This is a genomic window from Streptomyces sp. NPDC059861 (assembly GCF_042731435.1).
GTDB lineage: Bacteria > Actinomycetota > Actinomycetes > Streptomycetales > Streptomycetaceae > Streptomyces.
The window spans coordinates 164,098-189,752 of the sequence record NZ_JBHWJQ010000003.1; the positions used below are offsets into that span (position 1 = coordinate 164,098).

Consider the following 25,655-nt stretch of genomic DNA (forward strand, 5'->3'; position numbering starts at 1 on the left):
CGCGTGGCGTCGTCACTCCATACGGCAACCCTTCCGTCACCGTGCGTCAGGTGGGCCGTCGGCTTCGCGACATGTGCGGCATGCACGGTCGCAGCTGACTCCTCCATCCGAAAGGGCTTGGCCATGCAGTTCCGCACGGCACGACGCTGGTTGTTCGGCGGGGCGACGACCGCCCTCGTGGTCGGTGTCACGATCAGCGCGAGCTCGCCGATCCAGCCGGCCGCGCAGCGGACCGACGTGGCGGCCGCGAGTGAGCTGCCGTTGGGACCCGCGGGCCTCACGGAGAGCCGTACCTCCCGGCAGATCGCGCCGGGCGTCACGCACATCGCGATCGAGCGCGGGCAGGCGTCGGCGGACGAGTTCTGGACCGTCACGGTCGGTCTCGCCACGAGTGAGGCGGAGGCCGCCGCACTGTCGGGCAAGGTCCGCGCCGCCGGGTACGAGCCGCGCCTCGACCGCACCGCCGGACCCGACCCCCGGGAGCCGCACGACCAGCCGCTCGGCTGGACGGTGCGTGTCGGCCGCTACTCCGACCAGGCCGCCGCCGACCGGGCCCGGAACGCGATCGCGTCCCGCGGGCTGCCCGCCGCCGTCCAGCACACCGGCGCGGACGGGCACGCCACGACCGGCCCCTGGTCGCTGGACGTGCTCGTCATCGACCCCGCGGGGTTCCGCGGAAGCCTGCGGTCGGAGCTGGCCAACGGCGTGGTGCCGGGACGCGAGACCACCAGCTCGATGGCGCGTCGCACCCAGGCCCTCGCGGCGGTCAACGGCGGCTACTTCGTCATCGGCGGCCCCCACACCACTCCCGGCAACTGGGTGGCGGGCACCGACGGCGATCCCGCCGGCATCTCGGTGGTCGGCGGCACCCTCCTCTCGGAGGCCGTGAACGGGCGTCCCGCACTGGTGGTGCCCGACGACTTCGCGCGGGGCACCTCGGTACGCCGGCTCAGGACGGACATCACGGTCGGCGCGCCCGGCGGCGCCACCCGCAAGGTGACCGGCCTCAACCGGCAGCCCGGTCTGATCGCGAACTGCGGAGGCGTCGGGAAGACCACCCCCTTCTCCCATCCGGCGCACGACTACACCTGCGGCAACGCCCACGAACTCGTCGTGGTCACCGCGGAGTTCGGCACCACCGCTCCACAGGGCCCCGGATACCAGGTCACCCTCGACGCCACCGGCCGGGTGACCGCGGCGCGCGGCAGCCGGGGCGGTGCCGTCCCCGCGCGCGGCACCGTGCTCCAGGGCACCGGCACCGAGGCCCGATGGCTGCGCGCCCACGCCCTGATCGGTGCCCGGCTCACGGTGCGCAGCACGGTGTCGGACGCCGACACGGGGGCCGCGCTGCCGCTCACCGCGAAGACGTCCGTCGTCAACGGCGGTCCGCTGCTGCTCCGCGACGGCGAGACCGTCCTCGACCCGGTCCGGGACGGCTGGAGCCCCGAGGACATCGAGGGCGCGGACCGCGCCGCCCTTTACAACGACTGGTATCTGCGCCGCAATCCGCGCACGGCCGCGGGCGTCACGCGGGACGGACACGTCATCCTGCTCACCGTCGACGGCCGCCGCCCCGACCGCAGCGCCGGGCTGTCGATCGCCGAGACCGCCGAGGTCATGCGCGGCCTGGGAGCGGTGGACGCGCTCAACCTGGACGGCGGCGGCTCCACGGCCATGGTCGTCGCCGGCGCGCTCCAGGGCCGCCCCAGCGACGCAACCGGTGAACGCCCGGCCGGCGACGCCCTCGTCGTCCTGCCCGAGCCGGCACCTGTCCGACCGGCCCCCTAGCGGGCCGGCGCCCGAAGGCACCACGCGCCGCGGACCTATTGACGGCAATGGTCCATACCAATACGTTCCCACCCATGCGAAGAACCCTGAGAAGAGTGGCCGTTGCCACCTGCTCCCTGTCCCTGCTCGCCGTCCTCGCCCCGGCGGCCGGAACGGCCGTCGCCGCCGAGTCGCACGCCACCACCGCCAAGCACGGCAAGCGGGTGGGCTACTTCACGCAGTGGGGCGTGTACGGCCGCGACTACCAGGTCAAGGACCTGGACACGAGCGGTCAGGCGGCCAGGCTCACGCACATCAACTACGCCTTCGGCAACGTGAACGCCGAGGGCGAGTGCTTCACCGGGAACGTGCCGGGCGAGGCGGACGCCTGGGCCGACTACGCGCGCCCCCTCGATGCCGAGAACTCCGTGGACGGCGTCGCCGACACCGACACGCAGCCGCTCGCCGGCAACTTCAACCAACTGCGGGAGCTCAAGGCGAAGCACCCCGGCCTCAAGGTGCTGATCTCACTGGGCGGCTGGAGCTGGTCCACCCACTTCTCCGACGCCGCGCTGACCGCGGAGTCACGCAAGAAGTTCGTCTCGTCCTGCATCGACCTGTACATCAAGGGCAACCTGCCGGTCGACGGCGCGCGCGGTGGCGCGGGCTCGGCTGCCGGGCTGTTCGACGGCGTGGACCTGGACTGGGAGTGGCCCGGCTCGCCGGGTGACACGGACACGGTCTACCGACCCGAGGACAAGCGGAACTTCACCGCCCTCGTCCATGAGTTCCGCACCCAGCTCGACGCGTACGCGAAGAGCCAGGCACCGCGCGGCAAGAAGGCCAAGCACTACGACCTGACGGCGTTCGTACCGGCCGCGCCGGGCGCGATCGACGCCGGGTTCGACATCCCGCGGATCATGCGGGACTTCGACTTCGTGAACCTCCAGGGGTACGACTACCACGTGTCGGGCCAGCCCACGACGGCGCAGCAGTCGGCCCTGTTCGCACCGGGCGACTTCAGCGTGGACCAGACGGTCCGGGACTGGGTGCGCAGGGGCGCCCAGCCCCGCAAGCTGGTGGTCGGCATGCCGTTCTACGGGCAGGGCTGGACCGAGGTGAGCGGTGGCGGCGACGGCCTCGGCCAGCCGGCCACCGGCCCGGCGAAGGGCACGTACGCCGACGGCTACGAGGACTACAAGGTCCTCAAGGGCCTGGCCGCCTCCGGTACGTACACCGTGCACCGGGACCGCTGGAACGGCAGCGCGTGGCTCTTCGACGGCACCACACTGTGGACGTACGACGACCCGCAGGTGCTGAGGACCAAGGCGGCGTACGTCCGCAAGCTCGGTCTGGGCGGCGCGATGTTCTGGTCGATGGACGGCGACACGGCCGAGGGTGAGCTGACGGCGGCGGTGGACAGGGGACTCAACGGCCGCTGATCCCTCACCCTCACCAGACGACCGACCCCGGCACACGACACGGGCGCCGGAGCAGGTCACTGAGAGTGTTGAGGCGTCACCTTCACCTACGGCGGCCCAACGAAGGCCGCGCGCCCATGCGGTCGCGGCCTTCGTCTGCGCTTGCTTGTGTCCAGGGCCGAGTTGACCGCTGACGATACGATCGTGATCGCGCAAGGGCGGTTCCGGATGGCCAGATCCTCCGGGCGGTCCCACCATCTCCTCGTGAGAACTGGTTGCCACCGCCCGAGTGGCTGTTCGCGGACTGTCGGGAGAAGCCCTGCTGGCCGCACGGCGGGCGCGGGTGATCAAGATGTCCCGCAATACCTCACCGGCGGTGGACGGTGACGGCATAGCCGCCGCCGTCGTAAGGGCTGGCGTCCCAGGCGGCGAAATGCTCACCTCGTGCGGGTGGGCCCTGGGCGCCGGGCTCACCCGGCTTCGTACGCGGGCCTCGTAGCCGGGCCCCGAAGCCCGGCTTCCGACGCGCAGAAGCCCGGCTTTCGGCTGGTGGATGACCGGCAGTGGAAGGGTCGGTGAACTGGGTGATCTCTGGTTGCCGGGTGTGGTGCGAGCACTGCAGGGTTGGGGCCGACCGCCGTTTCCCTCACCACGGAAGTGCTCGACTGTGCGTCTGCTGACGTTTCTCGCCGCCTTTGTTGCCGTTCTCTTCGTCGCTCCTCCGGCGCAGGCACACGTCCGTGAGACCTCGGTGGTGGTCGACCTGCGCGGCCACGGCGACGGCGTCGCGGCTGTCGTCGACGTGGAGTACGACGTCCTCGCCCGGCTGCTGAGCCTCGACGGTGTCCTGAGCCCGGACGCGGCCGGTGCGGACGGCACGGCCGCCGAGGTGCCGACCGGGGTGCGGCGCAGTTCGCTGGACGCGCACGCGAGCGACGTGGCGGCGTACGTCGGCGAGCGTCTGCGGCTGAGCCGCGGCTCGATCGGGTGCACCGCTGCGGACGGTGCCCGCGTCGAACTCGCCGACTCCGGCGCGGCGCGGGTCGCGCTCGCCTACGACTGCCCGGCGTCCGGGGTGCTCACCGTCCGCAGTGACATCTTCCTCCCCTCCGACGGCGTCATCGACGGCACCACCACGAAGGTGGTCTACGACGTCGATGGCAGCCGCGGTTCGACGCTGCTCGACACCGCCCGCACCAGCGTCACGGTGGGGCACACGGATTTGCTCAGTGAGATCCCGCGGTTCGTCAAGCTCGGCGCAGAGCACCTGTACTTCGGGCTCGACCATGTGCTGTTCCTGCTGGCGCTGCTGCTGGGCGCGAAGCAGCTGCGCGATGTCGTCGGGGTCGTCACCGCCTTCACGGTCGCGCACTCGGTGACCCTGGTGCCGGCCGCGATCGGCTGGGTCAGCGTGCCGGGGTGGTTCGTCGAGCCGCTCATCGCGCTGTCGATCGCGTTCGTCGCGCTCGACAACCTGCTCTCGACGAGGACGAGGCACCGGCTGCCCGTGGTCTTCGGCTTCGGGCTGCTGCACGGGCTGGGCTTCGCGGGCGCGCTCAGCATCGACGGGCCGCTGTCGGTCTCGATGCTGGCCAACCTGGTCGCCTTCAACGTCGGCATCGAACTCGCCCAGTTGACGATTATCGCGCTCGCCTTCCCGGCGCTGCTGTTCCTGCGCAGGGCCGCGACCACGCCGGTCGCCGCTCGCGCCCTCACGCTCGGCACCGTCGCTGCGACCGTCGGCGTCGCAGGTGCCGGTCTGGTCTGGTTCGTGGAACGTTCCCCGCTCCTGACCTGACACCCACCTCCCCGCACAATCAAGGATCCCGATGTCCGTGTTCACCTGGACACGCGCGCACATACGCGCTGTCCTGTACACCACCATGCTGGGGCTTGCCTCCAGTGTGGTGGCTGGCCCGCTTACGCTGTACGCGGCGACCGCTATTGACCCGCCGGAGGCCACCGTCAGCGGCGTCGCGTACGTCGACGCCAACGGCGACGGCCGGCGCAGCTCCGACGAGGCCGGCCTGGCCGGTGTGCGGGTCTCCGACGGTACGGTCACCACCACGACCTCCGCCGACGGTTCCTACTCGCTGACGATCTCCACCGACCGTCGTAAGACGGACATAGTGTGGGCCGGCCAGCCGCGGGGCTACCGGTTCGGCCTGGACGAGTACAAGGAGCCGAGGTTCTGGGCGAACCTCGGCCAGCTCGCCGACGACGCCACGCCGACCGCGGACTTCGCGCTCGTCCGTGACGAACTCTCCGACGGTGACACCTTCTCCTGGGCCAACATCGCCGACCCGCACGTCAACGCGCAGCTGCCCGACCAGGTACGCGAGATCAACTCCACGGGCACCGACCTGCGGTTCATCGCGGTCAGCGGTGACCTCACCAACGACGCCAGCCAGGGGCAGTTCGACGCGTACCGTCGCGGCACCCAGCAGTCGGCCGTCGGCGTCTGGCCGGCCGTCGGCAACCACGAGTACGCGGGCGGGTCGGCGTACGCGGACAAGATCGACAACTATCGCAAGAACGTCGGTCCGGAGTGGTACTCGTTCAACTACGGCAACCGGCACTTCGTGGTGCTGGAGAACAATGGCTCGGCGCCGTTCGAGGAGGAGCTGAACTGGCTCAAGGACGACCTCGCCGCGAGCGTTCCGCTCGACGACGACCCGACCAACGACATCGAGGTCGTCGTCCTCACCCACCAGCCGATGAACGTCCCGTTCGGCTCGCCGTCGACGTACGACGCCTTCGGTGAGGTGCTCGAGCAGTACAAGGCACAGCTCATTTTGGTCGGCCACGAGCACTCCAACCACGTCGAGAACAAGTCGGCGTTCGCCTCGACGGCCAAGCACATCCAGACCGTGTCGAGCTCTTACACGATCGACAACGCGCCCCGCGGCTTCCGCTACATCCACATGGCGGGTCCGGGCTTCGAGAACCCGTTCCGGATGTACGGCGAGAACGAGCACCTCACCGTCGTCAGCCCCGCGCCGGGCTCGAAGGTGCCGGCCGAGAAGTTCCCGGGCATCCAGATCAACGCCTACGACACCGGCGACGAGGTCGTCTCGGCGAGCTACCGGATCGCCGGCGACAAGAAGTGGAGGCCGCTGCACCGCAGCGGCGAGTTCACCTGGCAGGGCAACCTGCCAGGCAACCTGCAGAGGGCCGGTGAGCACAGCGTCGAGGTGAAGGCGGTCGACGCGGCGGGCAAGACCTGGTCCAAGTCGGCGGACTTCACCCTCACCCGTGAGCCGGCGCTCAAGCCGGTCGACGGCGGTGACTGGGACCAGCACCACGGCAACGAGGGCCACTCCGGTGTCGCGCCGGCGCAGGAGGCCGGCCGCCGCCTGGCATGGAGCTTCCGCACCAACGGCACCTTCCTCACCGGGTCGCCGGTGATCCACGACGGCGTCGTCTACGCGGGCACCCGCGACGAGAACGGCGACGGCAACAGCCGGATCCACGCCGTCCGGCTCAAGGACGGCAAGGAGCTGTGGAACTTCGAGGTGCCGCAGTCGATCCACGGCAGCCTCGCCTACGGTGACGGCCTGATCTTCGCGCCGACCCTCGGCTCGGAGCTGTACGCCGTGGACGCGAAGACCGGCAAGCTGCGCTGGAAGGCCGAGCCCGAAGAGGCGCCGGCCCCGAACAACCAGCGCACCTACGGCTACTACTCGCCTGCCGTCTCCGGTCACACCGTGCTCTGGCCCTACCAGACCCGCTTCGGTATCGGCAGCCAGGGCGTCCTCAAGGCGCTCGACACCCGCACCGGCGAGCAGATCTGGGCCTCCCCGATGTCCGGCTCGACCATGAGCGACGGCACGCCCGCCGTCATGGACGGCACCGTGTACGTCGGCAACCAGACCGCCGACCGCGTGCTCGCCTACGACCTGGCCACCGGCGCCCGCAAGTGGACCGGAGCCGAGTCGCTCGGCGGCTGGCAGGACGGCGTGCCGACCGCGGCCGAGGGCAGGGTCTTCATCGGCGCCAACAACGGCATCGCCGCCCGCGACGCCAAGACCGGCGAGACGCTGTGGACCTACCGGAGCCCGCGTTCCTCGCTCGTATCGAGCGGCTCGACCCCGAGCGCCGCGGCCGTCAAGGACGGCGTCGTCTACATGGGCTTCCCGAGCGGCGCCGTCGTCGCCCTCGACGCCCAGACCGGCAACGTGCTGTGGGAGCGCGTGCTGCCCGGCGACATCTACCACGGTGGCGTGATGTCCAGCCCGGTCGTGGCCGGTGGCACGCTCTTCGTCGGCGCCAACAACGGCAAGTTCTACGCCCTGGCCACCGACACCGGCCAGATCCTGTGGAACCACGAGACCGGCACCTGGGTCGGCGCCGGCCCGGCCGTCAGCGGCAACACCGTCGTTGCGGGCGCCTGGGACGGCAACCTCTACGCCTACGTGCCGGGCGGCGAGTCCGCGCAGCGCTGGGCGACCGTGACCGGTACGGTCAGCGACCCGGAGACGGGCGCTCCGATCGCCGGCGCGAAGGTCACCGCCGTCGCCGCCGGTCAGGACACCTCGGTGACCAGCACCGACACCAAGGGCCGCTACCGGATGGGCCTGCCGGCGTCGACTTGGACCGTCACGGCGGCCAAGCGCGGACTGATCGCCGACGACCGCTCGGAGGTCAGCGTCACGGTCGGCACCACCGGCAACGAGACGGCCGACCTGAAGCTGATCAAGGTGACCCACCCGGTCGCCGGCAAGTCGACGTACGCGCCGGACTACGGCAACGGCAGCACGCGCACCGACGTCGTCACGGGCAGGGAGTACTACTACCTGGCCAACGACAAGGTCCGGGCGTCCGTGACGCCGTACACCGGCGGCAACAACGGCGTCGGCGGTCTGGGCCAGGGCGAGCTGTCGGACGTCATGCTCAACGACGCCGGCGGCGCCGAGACCCTCGACTGGGGCGAGATGCTGCTGCGTCCCAGCCTCACGCCGCCCGACTCGTGGGACCGGCCGGGCGACCAGATCGACCTGCCCGACCTCGCGGTCGACGGCGCGGCCGTGGTCGGCAACGGTCAGTACCGGGGGAACGGGGCCATCAAGGCGCGGGTCCGCTACGAGACCCTGCCCGACTCTCCGGTCGTGAAGATGACGGTCAAGCTGACCAACACCGGCACCACGGGCTACCAGGGCTACTTCAACTACATGATCGACCCCGACAGCTCGGTCGACAACGGCCGGATCCCCGGCTTCAGCGGCATCAACCCGGGTCTGAAGACCTCGGGCTGGACCGGGAACCACGTCTACGTCGGGGCTGACACGGCCACCACGAACGGCCAGGCCGCCCACGGCCTCGCCTGGTCACAGGACAGGCCGGCCGCGGTCGGTGCGTACGGCTACGTCGAGGGTCTCTACTACGACGCCACGATGGAGCCCGGTGCCACCAAGCAGTTCAGCTTCTACCACCTGACCGACTACGCGACCGCCGGTGGCGACCCCACCGGCAACATCGCGAAGTGGGCCGACGAGATCGACCTGCACGACGAGGCCGTCCCGGACGCCGCTCGCGCGGCCGGCACGATCACCGCGGACGGCGCCGCCGTCTCCGGTGCCCGGGTCGCCCTCGAGCAGGACGGCAAGGTGGTCGCGACCACGAGCACCGACGCCCAGGGCAGGTACCGCGTCAAGGCCCCCGCCGGTCAGTACGACGTCCGGGTGTCCAAGCTGGGCTACCGGACGGCCGCCGACAAGGTCACCGTGCCGGCGGCGGGCAACGGCGTCGCCGACGTCGCGCTGAGCCCGGTCGAGGTCGAGGCGAGCTACGGCAAGCACATCGGCTCGGGTCTGGTCGAGGCAGGCCACGGCGACGTCATGCTCGAGAACGACAAGCTCTCGATGGCGATCGCCGACGCCTTCAACGACTCGCAGCTCTCCGGCAGCACCCGCGGCAAGCCGGTCGACATCGCCGTCCGTGGCATGGCCGACCAGTTCGACTGGATCAACCTGCCCTATGTCTCGGCGACCCAGCCGACCGGCGGTAACGCGTGGGACGTCCGGACGGTGGGGGCGACCGACGTCAAGATCGTCCAGGCGACCGGCGACAAGGCCGTCGTCCGGGTATCCGGGCCGGTCAATGGCTTCACGGGTCTGACGGCGACGACGACGTACACGCTGAAGCCGGGCGACGACTTCGCCACGGTCTCGACGGAGCTGAGCAACTCCGGCTCGGCTCCCCTCAGCGTGTGGACCGGTGACGCGATGGACCACGACGCGGCCGGCCAGGCCAGTGTCATCCCGGGCACCGGCATCGTCGCGCCGGGTGCGACGGCGGCGTACACCCCGACCAAGCCGTACATCGGCATGACCGGGACCGACCCGCAGGTGTTCGGTCTCGTCTACGGCACGCCGGCCGGCGCCTTCGACGTCTACGCCGCGGGCAACTGGGTGATGAGCCGATTCAACGTCGACGTGCCGGCGGGCGGTTCCTACACCCTCACCCGCAAGCTCGTCGTCACCCCGGGCACCGACGCGGTGGGCATCCTCGACGAGGTCCCCGCGCCGTAACGCACACCCACCCCACCACACGGGGCCGGCCCGGACTCCAACCGGGCCGGCCCCGTGCGCCGATCCGCCAGAACAGCGCTGTACGTGCCGGATATTGCATCCGTGCTGTTCACGGCCCTGATCCGGGGTCAGCAGGGTGCCGCTGGAACTGCTGGGCCGTCAGCAGCCGCAGGGTGTAGCGCATGAGGACGGCGACTCCCGCGCTGCCGTGGCGTGCCTCGGCCGCGTTGCCCACGATGCCCTGGAGCCTGCGCAGGGCGAAGGTGTACGCGGCGAGGCCCAGGTAGGCCTCGGTCTTGCCGCCACCGGTGGGGAAGAACAGCAGGTCGACGAGGGCTTCGCGGCCCGGTGCCGCGGTGCGGGTGGCCGGGCGCGCTGAGCACGAATAGTCCGCATCTCATCGGACCGGCCCGACACTTGTTGCTCACCGAACGCGGCATGCAGAGTGAGTGCGGACAGCCCTCTTGATGGTTGGCTCGCTCAGCTCCACCATCACGAGAAACTTGCGTGCCGCCCTCCAAGAAATTCCGGAGGGCAATGGCTGTAGTGTCCACGAAATCGTCGGGGATGGTGTCAGCATCGACCCAGCGGACCTGGGAGTGCTTGCGGGGTTCGCGGTTTTCGGGTTCACCGGTCCAGTCGTGGGCGGCGAAGACGACGGTGAGAAAGCCGTTGGGAGCTTCGACGCCCCAGGCGCCGTGGATGATGTGGGCGACCTTGAGGGACTCGGGTTTCACGGTGAGGCCCGTCTCCTCGTAGAGCTCGCGCACCGCAGTTTCGGTGATGGGTTCGCCCGGCTCGCTCTTGCCGACGGGGAGGTCCCACATGCCCTGGGCGAACTTGGCGTTCTCGCTGCGCTGGAGGAGGACGACGCGGTTGGCGGCCTTGTCGTGGACGATGACGGCCGCGACAAGCAGGGTCATCGAATCGAGCGCCGGCTTGAGGGCTTGGGAGCGGTCATCGGTCTGCTGGGCCACGGTGTTCCCTTCGTCGGGCGGGTGCCGCTCACGCGGGAGTAGCTGGGCTGGGGGCCGTCCTCGACTACGTCACCCTCCCCGACCGCACCCGGCTCCCCATCGCCCGCTGGGAGTTCGGCACCGACCGCTGGGAGAAGCACCTCAGCCACGCCGGGTTCTGGCTCACCTCGGCCCAGGAGTTCCACGACCCCCGCATGGGCCACTGGCCCACCACCCTGCTGGTCCGTGCCCGCAAGCTCTGACACCGCGTTCCACCGGCCTATGGAGGACCGATGCGCCCGCCCTGCCTGCTCCTCGACATCGACGGCGTCCTCATACCCTTCCCCGACGAGCACGGCTCGACCCCGGCCACCCACGCCTGCCATGACGTCGTCCCCGCCGGCCGCAGCGCCGACAACCCGGTCACCGTCTGGCTCCACCCCGATCACGGCCGTCTGCTCATGGACGTGATCCGCACTGGCCTGGTCACCCCGGTCTGGTGCACCAGCTGGCGCCAGAACGCCACCACCCTCATCGGCCCGCTCCTCGGCCTTCCAACCCTGTCGTACGTCGATCTCCCGCGTCCGCAGATCACCACCAGCCATCCCGACGGCTACCTGTGGAAGCGCGACCACGTCGACGCCTGGCCCTCCTCATTCAGCCCGACCCGCACCTCGGTCTACAGCCCGAGCACCTGACCGAGGTCACGAGGTGGGTCGCGCAGTTACCCACAGCCCGCGCCGCCTGACGACTGATGCCCTCGCTGCCACGAGCGGGGCTGTAAGACGTTCGGCTCTGGCCCGTAGTCGGTCGTGACGCCGGGTAGCCAGCGGTCATGATCTTGTGATGGATATCAACTCCCTTATGGCGACGGTATTTTCCGGCTTGTCGGTACTGGTCGTCGAGGACGTGGCGGACGGTGGCGGCGCGGTGGTGGTCACGGCGCGCACCCGGGAGGACGCGGTGCCATGTCCGGTGTGCGGGACGCCAACGGCGAAGGTGCACGGGTACCACGGCCGGACCGTGGCGGACGTGCCGGTCGACGCCCGTCAGGTCGTCGTGCGCCTGCGCGTACGACGGCTGGTTTGCCCTGTCCTGGGATGTGGGCGGCAGACCTTCCGCGAGCAGATCCCGGGGCTGCTGGAGCGTCATCAGCGCCGCACGGTGCGGCTTTCATGGCAGATATCCCAGGTGGCGCGGGAGCTGTGCGGCCGGGCGGCCGCACGCCTGGCCGGCATGCTGGCCGTCCCCGTCTCCCGCAGTACCGCGCTGCGCCATCTGCGGCGCTTGCCGCTGCCGCAGCGGGTGGTCCCGTCGGTGATCGGCGTGGACGATTTCGCCCTGCGCCGCCGCCACCGCTACGCCACGATCATCACCGACGCCGAGACCGGCAGGCGTGTCGCGGTGCTACCCGACCGCGAGGCCGCCACGCTGGAGTCCTGGCTGCGTGAACACCCCAAGATCGAGGTCGTGTGCCGGGACGGCTCGGCCACCTATGCCGAAGCCATCCGCCGTGCTCTGCCCGGCGGGGTGCAGGTCAGCGACCGATGGCACCTCTGGCGAAATTTTTGCGACAAGGTCCAGCTCGAGGTCCGTGCCCACGCCGGCTGCTGGGCCACCATCAACCCGCCCCGCCCCGGCGGAGTACGCGAGCAGACCACCCGCGAACGCTGGAACAAGGTCCACGATCTCCTCGGCCAGGGCGTCGGCCTGCTCGACTGCTCCCGCCGCCTGGCCCTGTCCCTGAACACCGTCAAACGCTACGCCCGCATGCCCGAACCCCAGGCCCTGCGCATCGCCCCCACCTACCGGCCCACCCTCGTCGACCCCTACCGCGACCACCTCCGCGAACGGCGCCAGGCAGACCCCGCAGTGCCTATCACTCATCTCCTGCGGGAGATCCGAGAACTGGGCTACATCGGCAGCGCCAACCTGCTGGTCCGCTACCTCAACCAGGGCCGCGCCGAAGGCGACCGCCCCGTCACCACCCCGCGCCACGCCAGCCGCCTCCTGCTCACCAACCCCGAGAATCTGCGCCCGAAGGAATCGACCCTGCTGGAGAAGATCGCCGCAACCTGCCCGGAGATGACCGCGCTTACCGATCTCGTACGCGGCTTCGCCGTCCTGCTGAAGCCGGCCGAGGGCAACGACGTCAAACTCACCGACTGGATCACCACCGCCCGCGCCGTCGACCTGCCCCACCTGCGCAGTCTCACCAACGGCCTCGAAATCGACCGGGCCGCCGTCAACGCGGGCCTCACCTTGCCCTACCACAACGGCCGCACCGAGGGCGTCAACACCCGCACCAAGAGGATCATGAGACAGATGCACGGACGCGCCGGATTCGACCTTCTCCGGCACCGCATCCTCCTGCCCTGACAGACACCCGGCGTTACCACCGACTACGGGCCAGAGCCACTCGTTTGACAGTCCCCTACCAAGCAGCCCTCGATGCCGGAGCCGACCCCGCCGTCGTCACCCAATGGATCAACCACGCGCAGAGAGACAAGGAGGCGGCGCGGAAGAAACTCGACGCGCTCCCCGCCGTCATCCGGAAGAAGGAACCCCCACTCGACGCCCAGCAGATCCGCGAGATCACTGAGAGCCTTGGAGACATCGCACAGCGCATCCACGCAGCCGACACCGAGAAGAAAAGCCCACTCTACGAAGCCCTAGGCATCACCATCAGTTACGAAAACACGACGAGGACCGCGACCGTAAGGTCAAGGCCCTCATCTGCGTATCGTCAGTGGTTGTGTCCGAGGGGGGACTTGAACCCCCACGCCCGATAAAGGGCACTAGCACCTCAAGCTAGCGCGTCTGCCATTCCGCCACCCGGACGAGGTGTCTGCCGCCTTGCCGGGGGTGTTCCCGGCGGCGACAGAGACAACAATACCAAGGTTTCGGAGTGCCCTTCACCTGCGTTTCCACCGGGGGGACGGGGCGCGGACAGGGCGGTCCGCCCTGTCCGGCCCGTCACACCTCGTGTTCGGAACGTCACCTCACGGGGTGAGCGAGTGCCTACGGCATCAGGTGGTACTCCGGGAAGTTCCCCGGCAGCCGCTCCCCCGCCGGCCCGTGCGTCACCGCCCGCACCAGCAGTTCGCCGCCGACGAACGCGCCCCGCCAGGACGCGCCGAAGCCGCCGAACAGTTCCTCCCGGTCACCCCGGGAGCGTGGCTTGCCGTGGCCGGTCTTGAAGGCGCGGATCTGCGGGGCCAGTCGTTCGTACGTCGTCCGGTCGTCCGTGGACAGGGTGGCGACCAGCGCGCCGTTGGAGGCGTTCATGGCGGCCAGCAGCTCGGCCTCGGTGTCGACCAGGACGATGGTGTCGACCGGGCCGAAGGGTTCCGCGTGGTGCAGCGGGGAGGACGGCGGCGGGTTGAGGAGCGTCACCGGCTGGACGTACGCCGAGGTGTCCTGGCCGGGCAGGAACCGGGCGTCGTCCAGCCTGCCGCGGTGCAGCGGGACGGCGCCGCGGTCGACGGCCTCGGCCACCTGGTCGTTCAGCTCCTTGGCCTTGGCGGCGTTGATCAACGGCCCGAAGTCCAGCGCCGGGTAGGGGTCGTCACGCTTCTCGACGGCGAGCGGGTGCCCGACCTGGAGCGTGCGGACCGCCGGAAGGTACGCCGCCAGGAACTCGTCGAACAGCGCGCGCTGGACGACGAAGCGCGGGTAGGCCGTGCACCGCTGTTTGCCGTAGTCGAAGAGCTTGGGCACGACCGCCGTGAGCGTGTCCCAGTCCGAGTAGTTCCAGATCCCCCAGGTGTTGAGTCCCTCCTGTTCGAGGATGTGCCGCTTGCCGAGGTCGGCGACGTCCGTGGCCACCGCGGCGCCGGTGTCGCGGCCACCGACGAAGGAGACGCAGCCGATCTCGGGCGCCCGTACCAGCGCCTGCGACAACTCGCGTCCGCTGCCGCTGACGAGCGTGACCGGCAGCCCCTCGCGGGCGGCGAGCGCACAGGCCAGCGTCAGACAGGCGACTCCGCCGTCGGTCGGTGTCTTGGCGATGACCGCGTTGCCCGCCAGCGCCTGTACCAGCATGGCGTGGACGAGCACGCTCATCGGGTAGTTCCAGCTCGCGACGTTGGACACCGGACCGTCCAGCGGGGCCCGCCCGGCGAGCATCGGCTCGATGCCGTCGACGTACCAGCGCACCCCGTCGATGGCCCGGTCGACGTCCGCCTGCGCGAGCCGCCACGGCTTGCCGATCTCCCAGACGAGCAGCAGCGCGAGCAGTTCGCGGTGTTCGGCGAGCGCGTCGAGGGTCGCGGCGACACGGGCGCGGCGTTCGTCGAGCGAGACGTGCCGCCAGGCGCGGTGCTGGTCGAGCGAGGCGCGGACGGCCTGGTGGGCGGCGGCCCGGTCCAGGCGCGGCGGGGCCGCGATGGGGGTGCCGTCGACGGGGGTGGTGGCGGGCAGGACGCGGCCGTCCGCCTGCCAGGTGGCGTTCCAGAGGTTGAGGACGCGGTCGCCCTGGAACGCCTCGGGCGCGACGGCCAGGCAGCGCTGCCAGGCGTCGGCCCAGGAGGTGCCGGCCTTCAGGGTGAGGGCCTGGGAGTTGGTTTCCGGGATGAGGGTGGGTGCCATCGTTCTGCTCCGCTCTCGGTGCACAGTCGGGGCGGGAGGTGCATGGCCGACGCCGCGCACGGCTCGCACTGGCGTGCGCGGTGTCGTCGGGGGCGCCGCACGAGGCCGTGCGCGGCCGGATGCCGGCCGCGGGACGACGGGTGGTGCGAAGGCGTGCGGCGCCTCGTCAAGCGGTCCTGTCGTCTCCAGCGTCGTACGAACGAAAGCTACTGACGAGTCAGGAAGCGCGACAGTCACCGGGCGACGACTATGAGTGACGTCACTCGGTGGTCCTGAGCGCGGCCAGCACGAGGCGGGCCGTCTCGGTCGGTGTGCTCCCCACCCGCACTCCGACCGCCTCCAGCGCCTCCTTCTTCGCCTGCGCGGTGCCGGACGAGCCGGAGACGATGGCGCCGGCGTGCCCCATGGTCTTGCCCTCGGGGGCGGTGAATCCGGCGATGTAGCCGACGACCGGCTTGGTGACGTGTTCGCGGATGTACTCGGCGGCGCGTTCCTCCGCGTCGCCGCCGATCTCACCGATCAGGACGATCAGTTCGGTGTCGGGGTCGTCCTGGAAGGCGGCCAGGCAGTCGATGTGGGTGGTGCCGACGACGGGGTCACCGCCGATGCCGACGCAGGTGGAGAAGCCGATGTCGCGCAGCTCGTACATGAGTTGGTAGGTCAGCGTGCCGGACTTCGACACCAGGCCGATCGGGCCGGGCTTGGCGATGTCCGCCGGGATGATGCCGGCGTTGGACTGGCCGGGGGTGATCAGGCCGGGACAGTTGGGGCCGATGATCCGGGTGCCCTTCCGCTCGGCGTAGGCCGTGAAGGCGACCGAGTCGTGTACCGGGATGCCCTCGGTGATGACGACCGCGAGGCCGATGCCGGCGTCGGCGGCCTCGACGACCGCGGCCTTGGCGAAGGCGGGCGGTACGAAGACGACCGTGACGTCCGCCCCGGTCGCCGCCATGCCCTCGCGCACCGAGCCGAAGACGGGCACGGCGCGGTCGTCGAAGTCGACGGACTGGCCCGACTTGCGCGGGTTCACGCCGCCGACGACATTGGTACCGGCGGCGAGCATGCGCCGGGTGTGCTTCATGCCCTCGCCGCCGGTCATGCCCTGGACGAGGACCTTGCTCTCCTTGGTGAGGTGAATGGCCATGTCTCTTCTCCTCAGGTGGCGTTGGCGAGCTGGGCCGCCGCGCGGGCGGCGCCGTCCATGGTGGTGGCCTGCTGGACCAGCGGGTGCGCGCGTTCGTCGAGGATCGCCCGGCCGCGTGCGGCGTTGTTGCCGTCGAGCCGGACGACCAGCGGTTTGGTCAGCCGGACGGTGTCCAGTGCCTGCACGATGCCGTCGGCGACGGCGTCGCAGGCCGTGATGCCGCCGAAGACGTTGACGAAGACCGACTTCACGGCGGGGTCGGAGAGGATCACGGACAGGCCGTCGGCCATGATCTGCGCGGAGGCTCCGCCGCCGATGTCGAGGAAGTTGGCGGGGCGGGCGCCGCAGCCGGCGACGACGTCGAGCGTCGACATGACGAGGCCGGCGCCGTTGCCGATGATGCCGACCTCGCCGTCCAGTTTGACGTAGTTCAGGCCTCGCTCGGCGGCCACCGCCTCCAGCGGGTCGTCGTGCTCCGCGCCTTCGGCACCCCAGCGGGCCTGGCGGAAACGGGCGTTGTCGTCCAGCGTGACCTTGCCGTCGAGGGCGAGGAGCTGCCCCTGGGCGGTGCGGACCAGAGGGTTCACCTCGACCAGCAGGGCGTCCTCGCGAACCAGCACCTCCCACAGCCGTACGAGTACGTCGACGCTCTGCGGCGGCAGTCCGGCCGCCTCGGCGATCCGGCCCGCCACGGCGGACGTGACGCCCTCGGCCGGGTCGATCGGGATGCGCGCCACGGCCTCGGGCCTGGTCGCGGCGACCTCCTCGATGTCCATGCCGCCCTCGGCGGACGCGATCGCGAGGAAGCGGCCCGCGGCGCGGTCGAGCACGTAGGAGGCGTAGTACTCGGTCTCGATGTCGACGGGCTGGGCCAGCATGACCTTGCTGACCGTGTGCCCCTTGATGTCCATGCCGAGGATCTGGCGTGCCGTCAGCTCGGCTGCGGCCGGTTCGGCGGCGAGCTTCACGCCGCCCGCCTTGCCGCGCCCGCCCGTCTTGACCTGTGCCTTGACGACGACACGGCCGCCGAGCCGGCGGGCGATCTCGCGTGCCTCCTTGGGCGAGTCGGTGACTTCCGCCCTCGGCACCAAGATGCCGTGTTCCTCGAAGAGTTCCCTTGCCTGGTGTTCGTACAGGTCCATCTCGGCTCCTGACTACTGAGTCTTGCGTGGGCGAAACCCGAGCCCCTCGAAAACTGCCGCACGCCCCCTGGACACCACCCACCGGATGCGGGATAACAAGCTTCATACAGTATTCGTCGACTGTATGCAATGTACCGCGAGAGTGTTCCAACCCCCTACGAAGGGACAGGACTTCGCCATGCCCGACGACACCCAGGACGTCATTTCCGGCGGTCATCTCGTCGCCAAGGCCTTGAAGGCCGAGGGGGTAGAACGCATCTACACCCTGTGCGGCGGCCACATCATCGACATCTACGACGGCTGCGTCGACGAGGGCATCGAAGTCGTCGACGTACGCCACGAACAGGTCGCCGCACACGCCGCCGACGGATACGCGCGGATCACCGGCAAGCCCGGCTGCGCGGTCGTCACCGCGGGCCCGGGGACGACCGACGCCGTCACCGGCGTCGCCAACGCCTTCCGCGCCGAGTCGCCGATGCTGCTGATCGGCGGCCAGGGCGCCCTCACCCAGCACAAGATGGGGTCCCTGCAGGACCTGCCGCACGTCGACATGATGACGCCGATCACCAAGTTCGCGGCGGCCGTGCCGGACACGGCGCGTGCGGCGGACATGGTGTCCATGGCGTTCCGCGAGTGTTACCACGGCGCGCCCGGGCCCTCCTTCCTGGAGATCCCGCGCGACGTCCTCGACGCCAAGGTCCCGGCGGACAAGGCACGCGTGCCGAAGGCCGGGGCCTACCGCGCCTCGACCCGCTCGGCCGGCGACCCCGAGGCCATCGAGAAGCTCGCCGACCTGCTCGTGCACGCCGAGAAGCCCGCGATCCTGCTGGGCAGCCAGGTGTGGACGACCCGCGGCACCGAGGCGGCCATCGAGCTGGTCCGCACGCTGAACGTCCCGGCGTACATGAACGGCGCCGGCCGTGGCACCCTCCCGCCCGGCGACCCGCACCACTTCCAGCTGTCGCGCCGGTACGCGTTCTCCAACGCCGACGTCATCGTCATCGTCGGCACGCCCTTCGACTTCCGCATGGGCTACGGCAAGCGGCTGTCGGCGAACGCGACCGTCGTGCAGGTCGACCTCGACTACCGCACCGTCGGCAAGAACCGCGACATCGACCTCGGCATCGTCGGCGACGCGGGACTGGTGCTGAAGTCGGTGACGGAAGCCGCCTCGGGGCGCGTCAACGGGGGCGCGTCCAAGCGCAAGGAGTGGCTCGACGAGCTGCGCGCCGCGGAGCAGACCGCGCTGGAGAAGCGGCTGCCGCAGCTGCGCTCGGACGCCTCGCCCATCCACCCCTACCGGCTGGTCAGCGAGATCAACGACTTCCTCACCGAGGACTCGATCTACATCGGCGACGGCGGCGACATCGTCACCTTCTCCGGTCAGGTCGTGCAGCCCAAGTCACCGGGCCACTGGATGGACCCGGGCCCGCTGGGCACGCTCGGCGTCGGGGTGCCGTTCGTGCTCGCGGCCAAGCAGGCGCGGCCCGACAAGGAGGTCGTCGCGCTCTTCGGCGACGGCGCCTTCTCGCTCACCGGCTGGGACTTCGAGACGCTCGTCCGCTACGACCTCCCCTTCGTCGGCATCGTCGGCAACAACTCCTCCATGAACCAGATCCGCTACGGCCAGGCCGCCAAGTACGGCAAGGAGCGCGAGCGGGTCGGCAACACCCTCGGCGACGTCCACTACGACAAGTTCGCCCAGATGCTCGGCGGTTACGGCGAGGAGGTCCGAGACCCCGCCGACATCGGTCCGGCGCTGCGGCGCGCTCGCGAGTCGGGCAAGCCGTCGCTGATCAACGTCTGGGTCGACCCGGACGCGTACGCCCCCGGAACCATGAACCAGACCATGTACAAGTGAGGTGATCCGGTGACCGCACAGGCTCTCCAGGGCATCCGCGTCCTGGACATGACCCACGTCCAGTCCGGGCCCTCCGCGACCCAGCTCCTCGCCTGGCTCGGCGCGGACGTCGTCAAGCTGGAGGCGCCGACCGGGGACATCACGCGCAAGCAGCTGCGTGATCTCCCGGACGTCGACTCCCTCTACTTCACGATGCTCAACTGCAACAAGCGGAGCATCACCCTCAACACCAAGACCGAGCGCGGCAAGGAGCTCCTCACCGAGCTGATCCGGCGCTCCGACGTCATGGTCGAGAACTTCGGGCCGGGCGCCGTCGACCGCATGGGCTTCACCTGGGACCGCATCCAGGAGATCAATCCACGGATCGTCTACGCCTCCATCAAGGGGTTCGGCGAAGGCCCGTACACCAACTTCAAGGCGTACGAGGTCGTCGCGCAGGCCATGGGCGGCTCGATGTCGACCACCGGCTTCGAGGACGGGCCGCCGCTGGCGACGGGGGCCCAGATCGGGGACTCGGGGACAGGTGTGCACGCCGTGGCGGGCATCCTCGCGGCCCTGTACCAGCGCGAGCACACCGGGCGCGGGCAGCGGGTCAACGTGGCCATGCAGCACGCCGTACTCAACCTGTGCCGGGTGAAGCTGCGGGACCAGCAGCGCCTGGCACACGGGCCGCTCGCCGAATATCCGAACGAGGACTTCGGCACGGAGGTTCCCCGCTCGGGCAACGCCTCCGGCGGAGGCCAGCCCGGCTGGGCGGTCAAGTGCGCGCCGGGCGGCCCGAACGACTACGTGTACGTCATCGTGCAGCCCGTCGGCTGGCAGCCGATGAGCGAGCTCATCGGCCGGCCCGAACTGGCCGACGACCCGGAGTGGTCGACGCCGGAGGCCCGGCTGCCCAAGCTCAACAAGATGTTCCAGCTGATCGAGGAGTGGTCCTCGACCCTGCCCAAGTGGGAGGTGCTGGAGCGGCTGAACGCCCACAACATCCCGTGCGGGCCGATCCTGTCCACCAAGGAGATCATCGAGGACGCCTCGCTGGCGGCGAACGAGATGGTCGTCCGGGTGCCGCACCCCAAGCGCGGCGAGTTCATGACCGTCGGCAGCCCGCTGAAGCTGTCCGACTCGCCCGTGGAAGTGACCAGTTCGCCGCTGCTGGGCGAGCACAACGCCGAGGTCTACGTCGGCGAGCTCGGCCTCGGCGACGAGGAGCTGCGCCTGCTCAAGTCGAACGGAGTGATCTGACGTGATGGCCGAAGACCGGGTGCTGAGGGTGCGCACCCTCCTCGACACCGTCCGGGCAGGGGGGCGCACGGCGCTGACCGCCCCCGAGGGCAAGGTGCTCGCGGACGCGTACGGGATCGCCGTACCCGGTGAGGAGCTGGCGACCGACGTCGACGAGGCCGTGGCCTACGCGGCGCGGTTCGCCGGGCCCGTCGTGATGAAGATCGTCTCGCCGGACATCCTGCACAAGACCGACGCCGGCGGGGTGATCGTCGGGGTCGAGGGCGCCACTGACGTGCGGGCCGCGTTCCACACGATCATCGACAACGCCCGCGCCTATGACGCGAACGCCCGTATCGAGGGTGTGCAGGTGCAGGAGCTGCTCCCCAAGGGGCAGGAGGTCATCGTCGGCGCGGTGACCGATCCGACGTTCGGGAAGGTCGTGGCCTTCGGGCTCGGCGGCGTGCTGGTCGAGGTACTCAAGGACGTCACCTTCCGGCTCGCGCCGGTGGACGCCGACGAGGCGCTGTCCATGCTGGACTCGATCCGGTCGGCGGAGATCCTGCGCGGGGTCCGCGGCGCCGCGGGTGTGGACCGGTGGGCGGTCGCCGAGCAGATCCGCCGGGTCTCCCAACTCGTCACGGACTTCCCGGAGATCGCCGAGGTCGATCTCAACCCGGTGATCGCCACTCCGGAGGGCGCGGTCGCCGCGGACATCCGGGTCATCCTGTCCGAGGCACCGGTGAAGCAGCGCCGCCGCTACTCGCGCGAGGAGATCCTCACCTCCATGCGCCGGCTGATGCAGCCGCGCACGGTCGCCGTGATCGGTGCCTCCAACGAGCAGGGCAAGATCGGCAATTCGGTGATGCGCAACCTCATCGACGGCGGCTTCTCCGGGGAGATCCACCCGGTGAACCCCAAGGCCGATGACATTCTGGGCCGCAAGGCGTACAAGAGTGTCACGGACGTTCCCGGTGAGGTGGATGTGGCCGTGTTCGCCATTCCCGCCAAGTTCGTGGCCGCGGCGCTGGAGGAGGTGGGACGCAAGGGGATCCCCAACGCCGTCCTCATCCCCTCCGGGTTCGCGGAGACCGGCGAACACGAGCTCCAGGCCGAGATCGTGGAGATCGGCGAACGCCATGGCACCCGGTTGCTCGGCCCGAACATCTACGGCTACTACTCCACCTGGCAGGACCTGTGCGCCACGTTCTGCACGCCGTACGACGTGAAGGGCGGCGTCGCGCTGACCTCACAGTCGGGCGGTATCGGCATGGCCATCCTGGGCTTCGCCCGCACCACCAAGACGGGCGTGTCCGCGATCGTGGGCCTCGGCAACAAGTCGGACCTGGACGAGGACGACCTGCTGACCTGGTTCGGTGAGGACCCGCACACCGAGTGCATCGCCATGCACCTGGAGGACCTCAAAGACGGCCGCGCCTTCGTGGAGGCCGCGCGGGAGACCGTGCCGAAGAAGCCGGTGGTGGTCCTGAAGGCGGGCCGTACGGCGGCCGGCGCGAAGGCCGCGGGCTCGCACACCGGCGCCCTCGCGGGCGACGACGCGGTGTACGACGACATCCTCAGGCAGGCGGGTGTCATCCGGGCGCCCGGACTGAACGACATGCTGGAGTACGCGCGCGCGTTGCCGGTGCTGCCCGCTCCCCAGGGCGACAACATCGTGATCATCACCGGGGCGGGCGGCAGCGGCGTACTGCTCTCCGACGCCGTCACCGACAACGGCCTGTCCCTGATGGAGATCCCGCCGGACCTGGACGAGGCGTTCCGCGAGTTCATCCCGCCCTTCGGGGCCGCGGGCAACCCGGTGGACATCACCGGGGGCGAGCCGCCGTCGACGTACGAGGCGACCATCCGGCTCGGCCTGGAGGACCCGCGCATCCATGCGCTCGTCCTCGGCTACTGGCACACCATCGTGACCCCTCCCATGGTCTTCGCCGAGCTCACCGCGCGTGTGGTGGCCGAGTTCCGGGAGCGCGGGATCGAGAAGCCGGTGGTGGCGTCGCTCGCGGGCGACGTCGAGGTCGAGGAGGCGTGCCAGTACCTCTACGAGCGAGGGGTGGTGGCGTACCCCTACACGACGGAGCGGCCGGTGGCCGTGCTCGGTGCGAAGTACCGGTGGGCACGGGCGGCAGGGCTGTTGGGGGGCGGCTCATGAGGTGAGCGAGGGGGGAGCCGGCCGACGGTGCGCGTCGGCCGGCCCCGGAACCCGTGCGCGCACGAAAGGCATTGGACAGGGGGCGCTGGCCAGATCTTTCGACGCAAGGGGTGCAAAACGACATGACAACGACCGATCTGCCAACATCGGTGGCCTACCGAGAGGTGACCGACGCCAACGGGCGTGTGTACCGCCTCGGTGAGACCGACATCGACATCATGGGCCGCAAGCGCAAGTGGATGGTCATCCTGCCGTGGATCGGCATGATGGGCATCAGCTCGGCCGAGTACGCGTTCGCGTCGGCCGAGGACACCCTGCACATCGCACACAGTTGGAACAGTGCGCACATCTTCTGGATGCTTGGTGTCTGGGTGTTCTTCCAGGCGGCGGTGGCCTTCCCCGCCGGAAAGCTCAGGGAAAGCGGCAAGCTGCCCGCCCGCTGGGCGATGATGCTCGGCGCACTCGGCACACTGCTCGGATATCTGTCCCTCGCGTACGCGCCGCATGTGATCGTCGCGTACATAGGGTTCGGCATGTTCAGCGGTATGGGCGCCGGCATGGTCTACGCGACCTGCGTGAACATGGTCGGCAAGTGGTACCCGGAACGCAAGGGAGGCAAGACCGGCTTCGTCAACGGCGGATTCGCCTACGGTTCCGTGCCGTTCGTCTTCCTCTTCACCGGCTACATGGATCTGACGAACTTCCGCTGGGTGCTTGTCGGGGTCGGTGTCTTCCTGGCCGGGGTGGTGGCCGTGTCCGGCTACTTCTTCAAGGACCCGCCGAAGAACTGGTGGCCCGAGGAGGTCGACCCGCTGCGGGTGCCGGACGACCACCGCGCCCGGCGCGCACTGGCGATGAACCCCCCGGCGGTCAAGCAGTACACCCCGAAGGAGGCCTGGAAGACCGGGCGGGTCGCGCTGATGTGGTTCTGCCTGATGTGCACGTCGGGCGTGAACATCTTCGGCATCGCCTTCCAGGTCGACATAGGCAAGGAGGCCGGCTTCGCCGGCGGAATCGTCGCAACGGCCATGTCACTCAAGGCCATCGTCAACGGCACCGGGCGCGGTGTGATCGGCTGGCTGTCGGACCGTTACGGGCGCAAGCGATGCCTGATCTTCGTCTGCATCGTCCTCGGCCTTTCCCAGTACGGCATCCTGTGGTCCGCCAACATCGAGAACCTCCCGCTGTTCCTGGTCTTCTCCAGCATCTCCGGGTTCGGCGGAGGCGCCATCTTCCCGATGTTCGCGGCGATGACGGCGGACTACTTCGGCGAGAACAACAACGCGTCCAACTACGGCCTGGTCTACAGCTCCAAGCTGGTGTCCGGCCTGCTCGGATCCGGCATGGGCGCTGTCGTGGTGAGCAACTGGGGCCACACCGGGGCGTTCACGCTGGCCGGCTCCATCTCGCTGTTCGCCGCCTTCGTCGCGCTGTTCCTGTCCCAACCGGGTCGGCCCAAGTCCAAGCGCATCGATCCCAACCCCCACCCGCTGGGCGAGGAGACGGCCTGACGTGACACGTGGCCCGCGAGGCCGTACCTAGCGCCGGAGAACGGACCGGGCGGCCCTTCCCGCACCACTGGGGAAGGGCCGCCCGGTCCGCGTTCGCGGATCAGCGACGCCGCTTGCGCAGGGCCGCCAGGTTGTCGTAGCTGATCTTGGCCTCGCGCAGCGACTGCCCGGGGTCGGTGGCGCTCGGGGAGTTGTCGTCCTCGACCATCGGGTTGTGGTAGTTCCGCTCCCCGACCCGGGAGAAGAACGTCGTGTAGTCGATGACGCCGGTTCCGAAGGGCACCATGTCGTAGCCCATGCCGTTGGTCGTGCTGGTGACGCCGTCCTTCGCGTGGAAAAGCGGGTAGCGCTTGTTGTGGCAGGCGACCAGTCCCGCCGGGTCGAAGACGCTGCGGCGGCTGGAGCCGTCGTGCGCGGTGTAGGTGTGGAACTTGTACTGGGCGACGTGCGCCCAGAAGACGTCCATCTCCAGCCAGACGAGCCTCGGGTCGGTGACCTTCAGGAAGTACTCCAACTTCCTGATGCCGGAGCTGCGGGTCGGCCGACCCTGGTCGTCCAGGGGACCCCGGTCGAGCAGGAAGCCGTACGCGCTGTCGTGGTTGTGGGTGTAGAGCTTGACGCCCTCTCGACGGGCGATCTCGCCGAGGGCGTTCCACTTGTCGGCGGCCACGTCCCAGTCGGCACGGTAGGAACTGCCGGTGGGGTCGCCGCCGGTGCCCATGTGGTCCATGCCGATGATGTTGGCTATCTCCAGCTGCTGCTTGAAGGTGTCCAGATCCGCCGCCGTCAGCGGCCAGGACGACGGGATGAAGCCGTGGTTGCCCTGGGCGCGCAGACCGTAGTCGTCCAGCCAGGAGCGCAGCAGCCTGGCACCTTCGACGGTTCCCAGGTCGGCGCCGCCGGGTGCGTTGGCGTGCTGGCGGTAGCCCGCGAACTCCACCTGCCGGTAGCCGTGCCGGGCCAGCTGCTTGAACACCTCGCGGAAGCCGGAGGGCAGGTCGGTGGCGAGGGGGTCCCGGCCGGTGGCGTCGCGGACGGTGTAGAGGATGATGCCGCGCTTGTGCGGCGGGACGAGAACGCCCCCGCCGTGGCCGTGGCCGTGGCCGTGATCGTGGCCGTGGCCGTGGCCGTGGTCTCTGCCGCGGTCCTGGGCCAGGGCCGGGGTGGCACCGAAGACCGGGGCGGCGACGGCGCCGGCCGCCACCGCGGTGCAGGTGCTGAGGAAACGGCGCCGGCCCACACCGAGGGTGCGGCGCAGTGCCTCGTCGGGGGCATCGGTGGCGGCTTCGGCGCGGGAGGGGTCGGAATACAGGGTCACGAATGGCCTGCCTTCTCGGTCGTG

At 69.9% G+C, this 25,655-nt stretch carries 14 protein-coding genes, 1 tRNA gene and 4 pseudogenes; 12 read left to right on the plus strand and 7 right to left on the minus strand.

Annotated features, from left to right (window positions below; genetic code table 11):
* Positions 1 to 123: 123 nt before the first annotated feature.
* The 4 genes from ACFV6X_RS04075 (at position 124) to ACFV6X_RS04090 (ending at position 9,718) form a co-directional block, all read left to right on the plus strand.
* Positions 124 to 1,788, plus strand: coding sequence for a phosphodiester glycosidase family protein (locus ACFV6X_RS04075; RefSeq protein WP_385377265.1), 1,665 nt, complete (start codon positions 124 to 126; stop codon positions 1,786 to 1,788).
* 74 nt (positions 1,789 to 1,862) lie between these two features.
* Positions 1,863 to 3,209, plus strand: coding sequence for a glycoside hydrolase family 18 protein (locus ACFV6X_RS04080; protein ID WP_385377268.1), 1,347 nt, complete (start codon positions 1,863 to 1,865; stop codon positions 3,207 to 3,209).
* Between the two features lie 646 nt (positions 3,210 to 3,855).
* The gene (locus tag ACFV6X_RS04085) at positions 3,856 to 4,986 is read left to right on the plus strand and encodes a HupE/UreJ family protein (protein ID WP_385377271.1); all 1,131 of its coding nucleotides are present in this window, start codon (positions 3,856 to 3,858) and stop codon (positions 4,984 to 4,986) included.
* A gap of 109 nt (positions 4,987 to 5,095) precedes the next feature.
* Positions 5,096 to 9,718, plus strand: coding sequence for a PQQ-binding-like beta-propeller repeat protein (locus ACFV6X_RS04090; RefSeq protein ID WP_385377274.1), 4,623 nt, complete (start codon positions 5,096 to 5,098; stop codon positions 9,716 to 9,718).
* A 130-nt stretch (positions 9,719 to 9,848) separates the two neighbouring features.
* On the opposite strand, the pseudogene ACFV6X_RS04095 reads toward ACFV6X_RS04090, so the two are convergent.
* Together ACFV6X_RS04095 and ACFV6X_RS04100 are read right to left on the minus strand one after the other, a co-directional pair.
* Positions 9,849 to 10,098: pseudogene (locus ACFV6X_RS04095) on the minus strand (hypothetical protein); the annotation flags it as partial.
* 108 nt (positions 10,099 to 10,206) lie between these two features.
* Positions 10,207 to 10,695: pseudogene (locus tag ACFV6X_RS04100) on the minus strand (NUDIX domain-containing protein); the annotation flags it as partial.
* 62 nt (positions 10,696 to 10,757) lie between these two features.
* Here ACFV6X_RS04100 and ACFV6X_RS04105 point away from each other — a divergent pair.
* The 4 genes and pseudogenes from ACFV6X_RS04105 to ACFV6X_RS04120 all read left to right on the plus strand — a co-directional run.
* Positions 10,758 to 10,937 (plus strand): annotated as a pseudogene (locus tag ACFV6X_RS04105) (SAM-dependent methyltransferase); the annotation flags it as partial.
* Positions 10,938 to 10,967: 30 nt separating this feature from the next.
* Positions 10,968 to 11,422: pseudogene (locus ACFV6X_RS04110) on the plus strand (hypothetical protein).
* A 98-nt stretch (positions 11,423 to 11,520) separates the two neighbouring features.
* Complete coding sequence (locus ACFV6X_RS04115; RefSeq protein ID WP_385377276.1) at positions 11,521 to 13,053, plus strand: ISL3 family transposase; 1,533 nt, start codon at positions 11,521 to 11,523, stop codon at positions 13,051 to 13,053.
* A 44-nt stretch (positions 13,054 to 13,097) separates the two neighbouring features.
* The gene (locus tag ACFV6X_RS04120; protein WP_385377279.1) at positions 13,098 to 13,466 is read left to right on the plus strand and encodes a hypothetical protein; all 369 of its coding nucleotides are present in this window, start codon (positions 13,098 to 13,100) and stop codon (positions 13,464 to 13,466) included.
* Here the strand turns inward: ACFV6X_RS04120 and ACFV6X_RS04125 are convergent.
* The 4 genes from ACFV6X_RS04125 to sucC form a co-directional block, all read right to left on the minus strand.
* Positions 13,431 to 13,515, minus strand: a tRNA-Leu gene (locus ACFV6X_RS04125). The two genes, ACFV6X_RS04120 and ACFV6X_RS04125, sit on opposite strands and share 36 nt — an antisense overlap.
* A gap of 180 nt (positions 13,516 to 13,695) precedes the next feature.
* Positions 13,696 to 15,264, minus strand: a complete 1,569-nt coding sequence (locus ACFV6X_RS04130) for an aldehyde dehydrogenase family protein (protein ID WP_385377282.1) — start codon at positions 15,262 to 15,264, stop codon at positions 13,696 to 13,698.
* Positions 15,265 to 15,523: 259 nt separating this feature from the next.
* Positions 15,524 to 16,408, minus strand: a complete 885-nt coding sequence (gene sucD / locus ACFV6X_RS04135; RefSeq protein ID WP_385377285.1) for a succinate--CoA ligase subunit alpha — start codon at positions 16,406 to 16,408, stop codon at positions 15,524 to 15,526.
* Positions 16,409 to 16,419: 11 nt separating this feature from the next.
* Positions 16,420 to 17,550 (minus strand): ADP-forming succinate--CoA ligase subunit beta, encoded by a 1,131-nt coding sequence (gene sucC, locus ACFV6X_RS04140; RefSeq protein ID WP_385377288.1) that lies wholly within the window; start codon positions 17,548 to 17,550, stop codon positions 16,420 to 16,422.
* Between the two features lie 178 nt (positions 17,551 to 17,728).
* On the opposite strand from sucC, the gene ACFV6X_RS04145 reads away from it, so the two are divergent.
* From ACFV6X_RS04145 to ACFV6X_RS04160, 4 genes are all read left to right on the plus strand, one after another.
* Positions 17,729 to 19,411 (plus strand): thiamine pyrophosphate-binding protein, encoded by a 1,683-nt coding sequence (locus ACFV6X_RS04145; protein ID WP_385377291.1) that lies wholly within the window; start codon positions 17,729 to 17,731, stop codon positions 19,409 to 19,411.
* 9 nt (positions 19,412 to 19,420) lie between these two features.
* Positions 19,421 to 20,653 (plus strand): formyl-CoA transferase, encoded by a 1,233-nt coding sequence (frc, locus tag ACFV6X_RS04150; protein ID WP_385377294.1) that lies wholly within the window; start codon positions 19,421 to 19,423, stop codon positions 20,651 to 20,653.
* A 4-nt stretch (positions 20,654 to 20,657) separates the two neighbouring features.
* Entirely contained in the window at positions 20,658 to 22,802 is a 2,145-nt protein-coding gene (locus tag ACFV6X_RS04155; RefSeq protein WP_385377297.1) for an acetate--CoA ligase family protein, read from the plus strand.
* A 122-nt stretch (positions 22,803 to 22,924) separates the two neighbouring features.
* On the plus strand, positions 22,925 to 24,313 hold the full coding sequence (locus tag ACFV6X_RS04160; protein WP_385377300.1) for an OFA family MFS transporter: 1,389 nt from the start codon (positions 22,925 to 22,927) through the stop codon (positions 24,311 to 24,313).
* 100 nt (positions 24,314 to 24,413) lie between these two features.
* Here the strand turns inward: ACFV6X_RS04160 and ACFV6X_RS04165 are convergent, their stop codons facing one another.
* Complete coding sequence (locus ACFV6X_RS04165; protein ID WP_385377303.1) at positions 24,414 to 25,631, minus strand: sugar phosphate isomerase/epimerase family protein; 1,218 nt, start codon at positions 25,629 to 25,631, stop codon at positions 24,414 to 24,416.
* Positions 25,632 to 25,655: the final 24 nt, after the last annotated feature.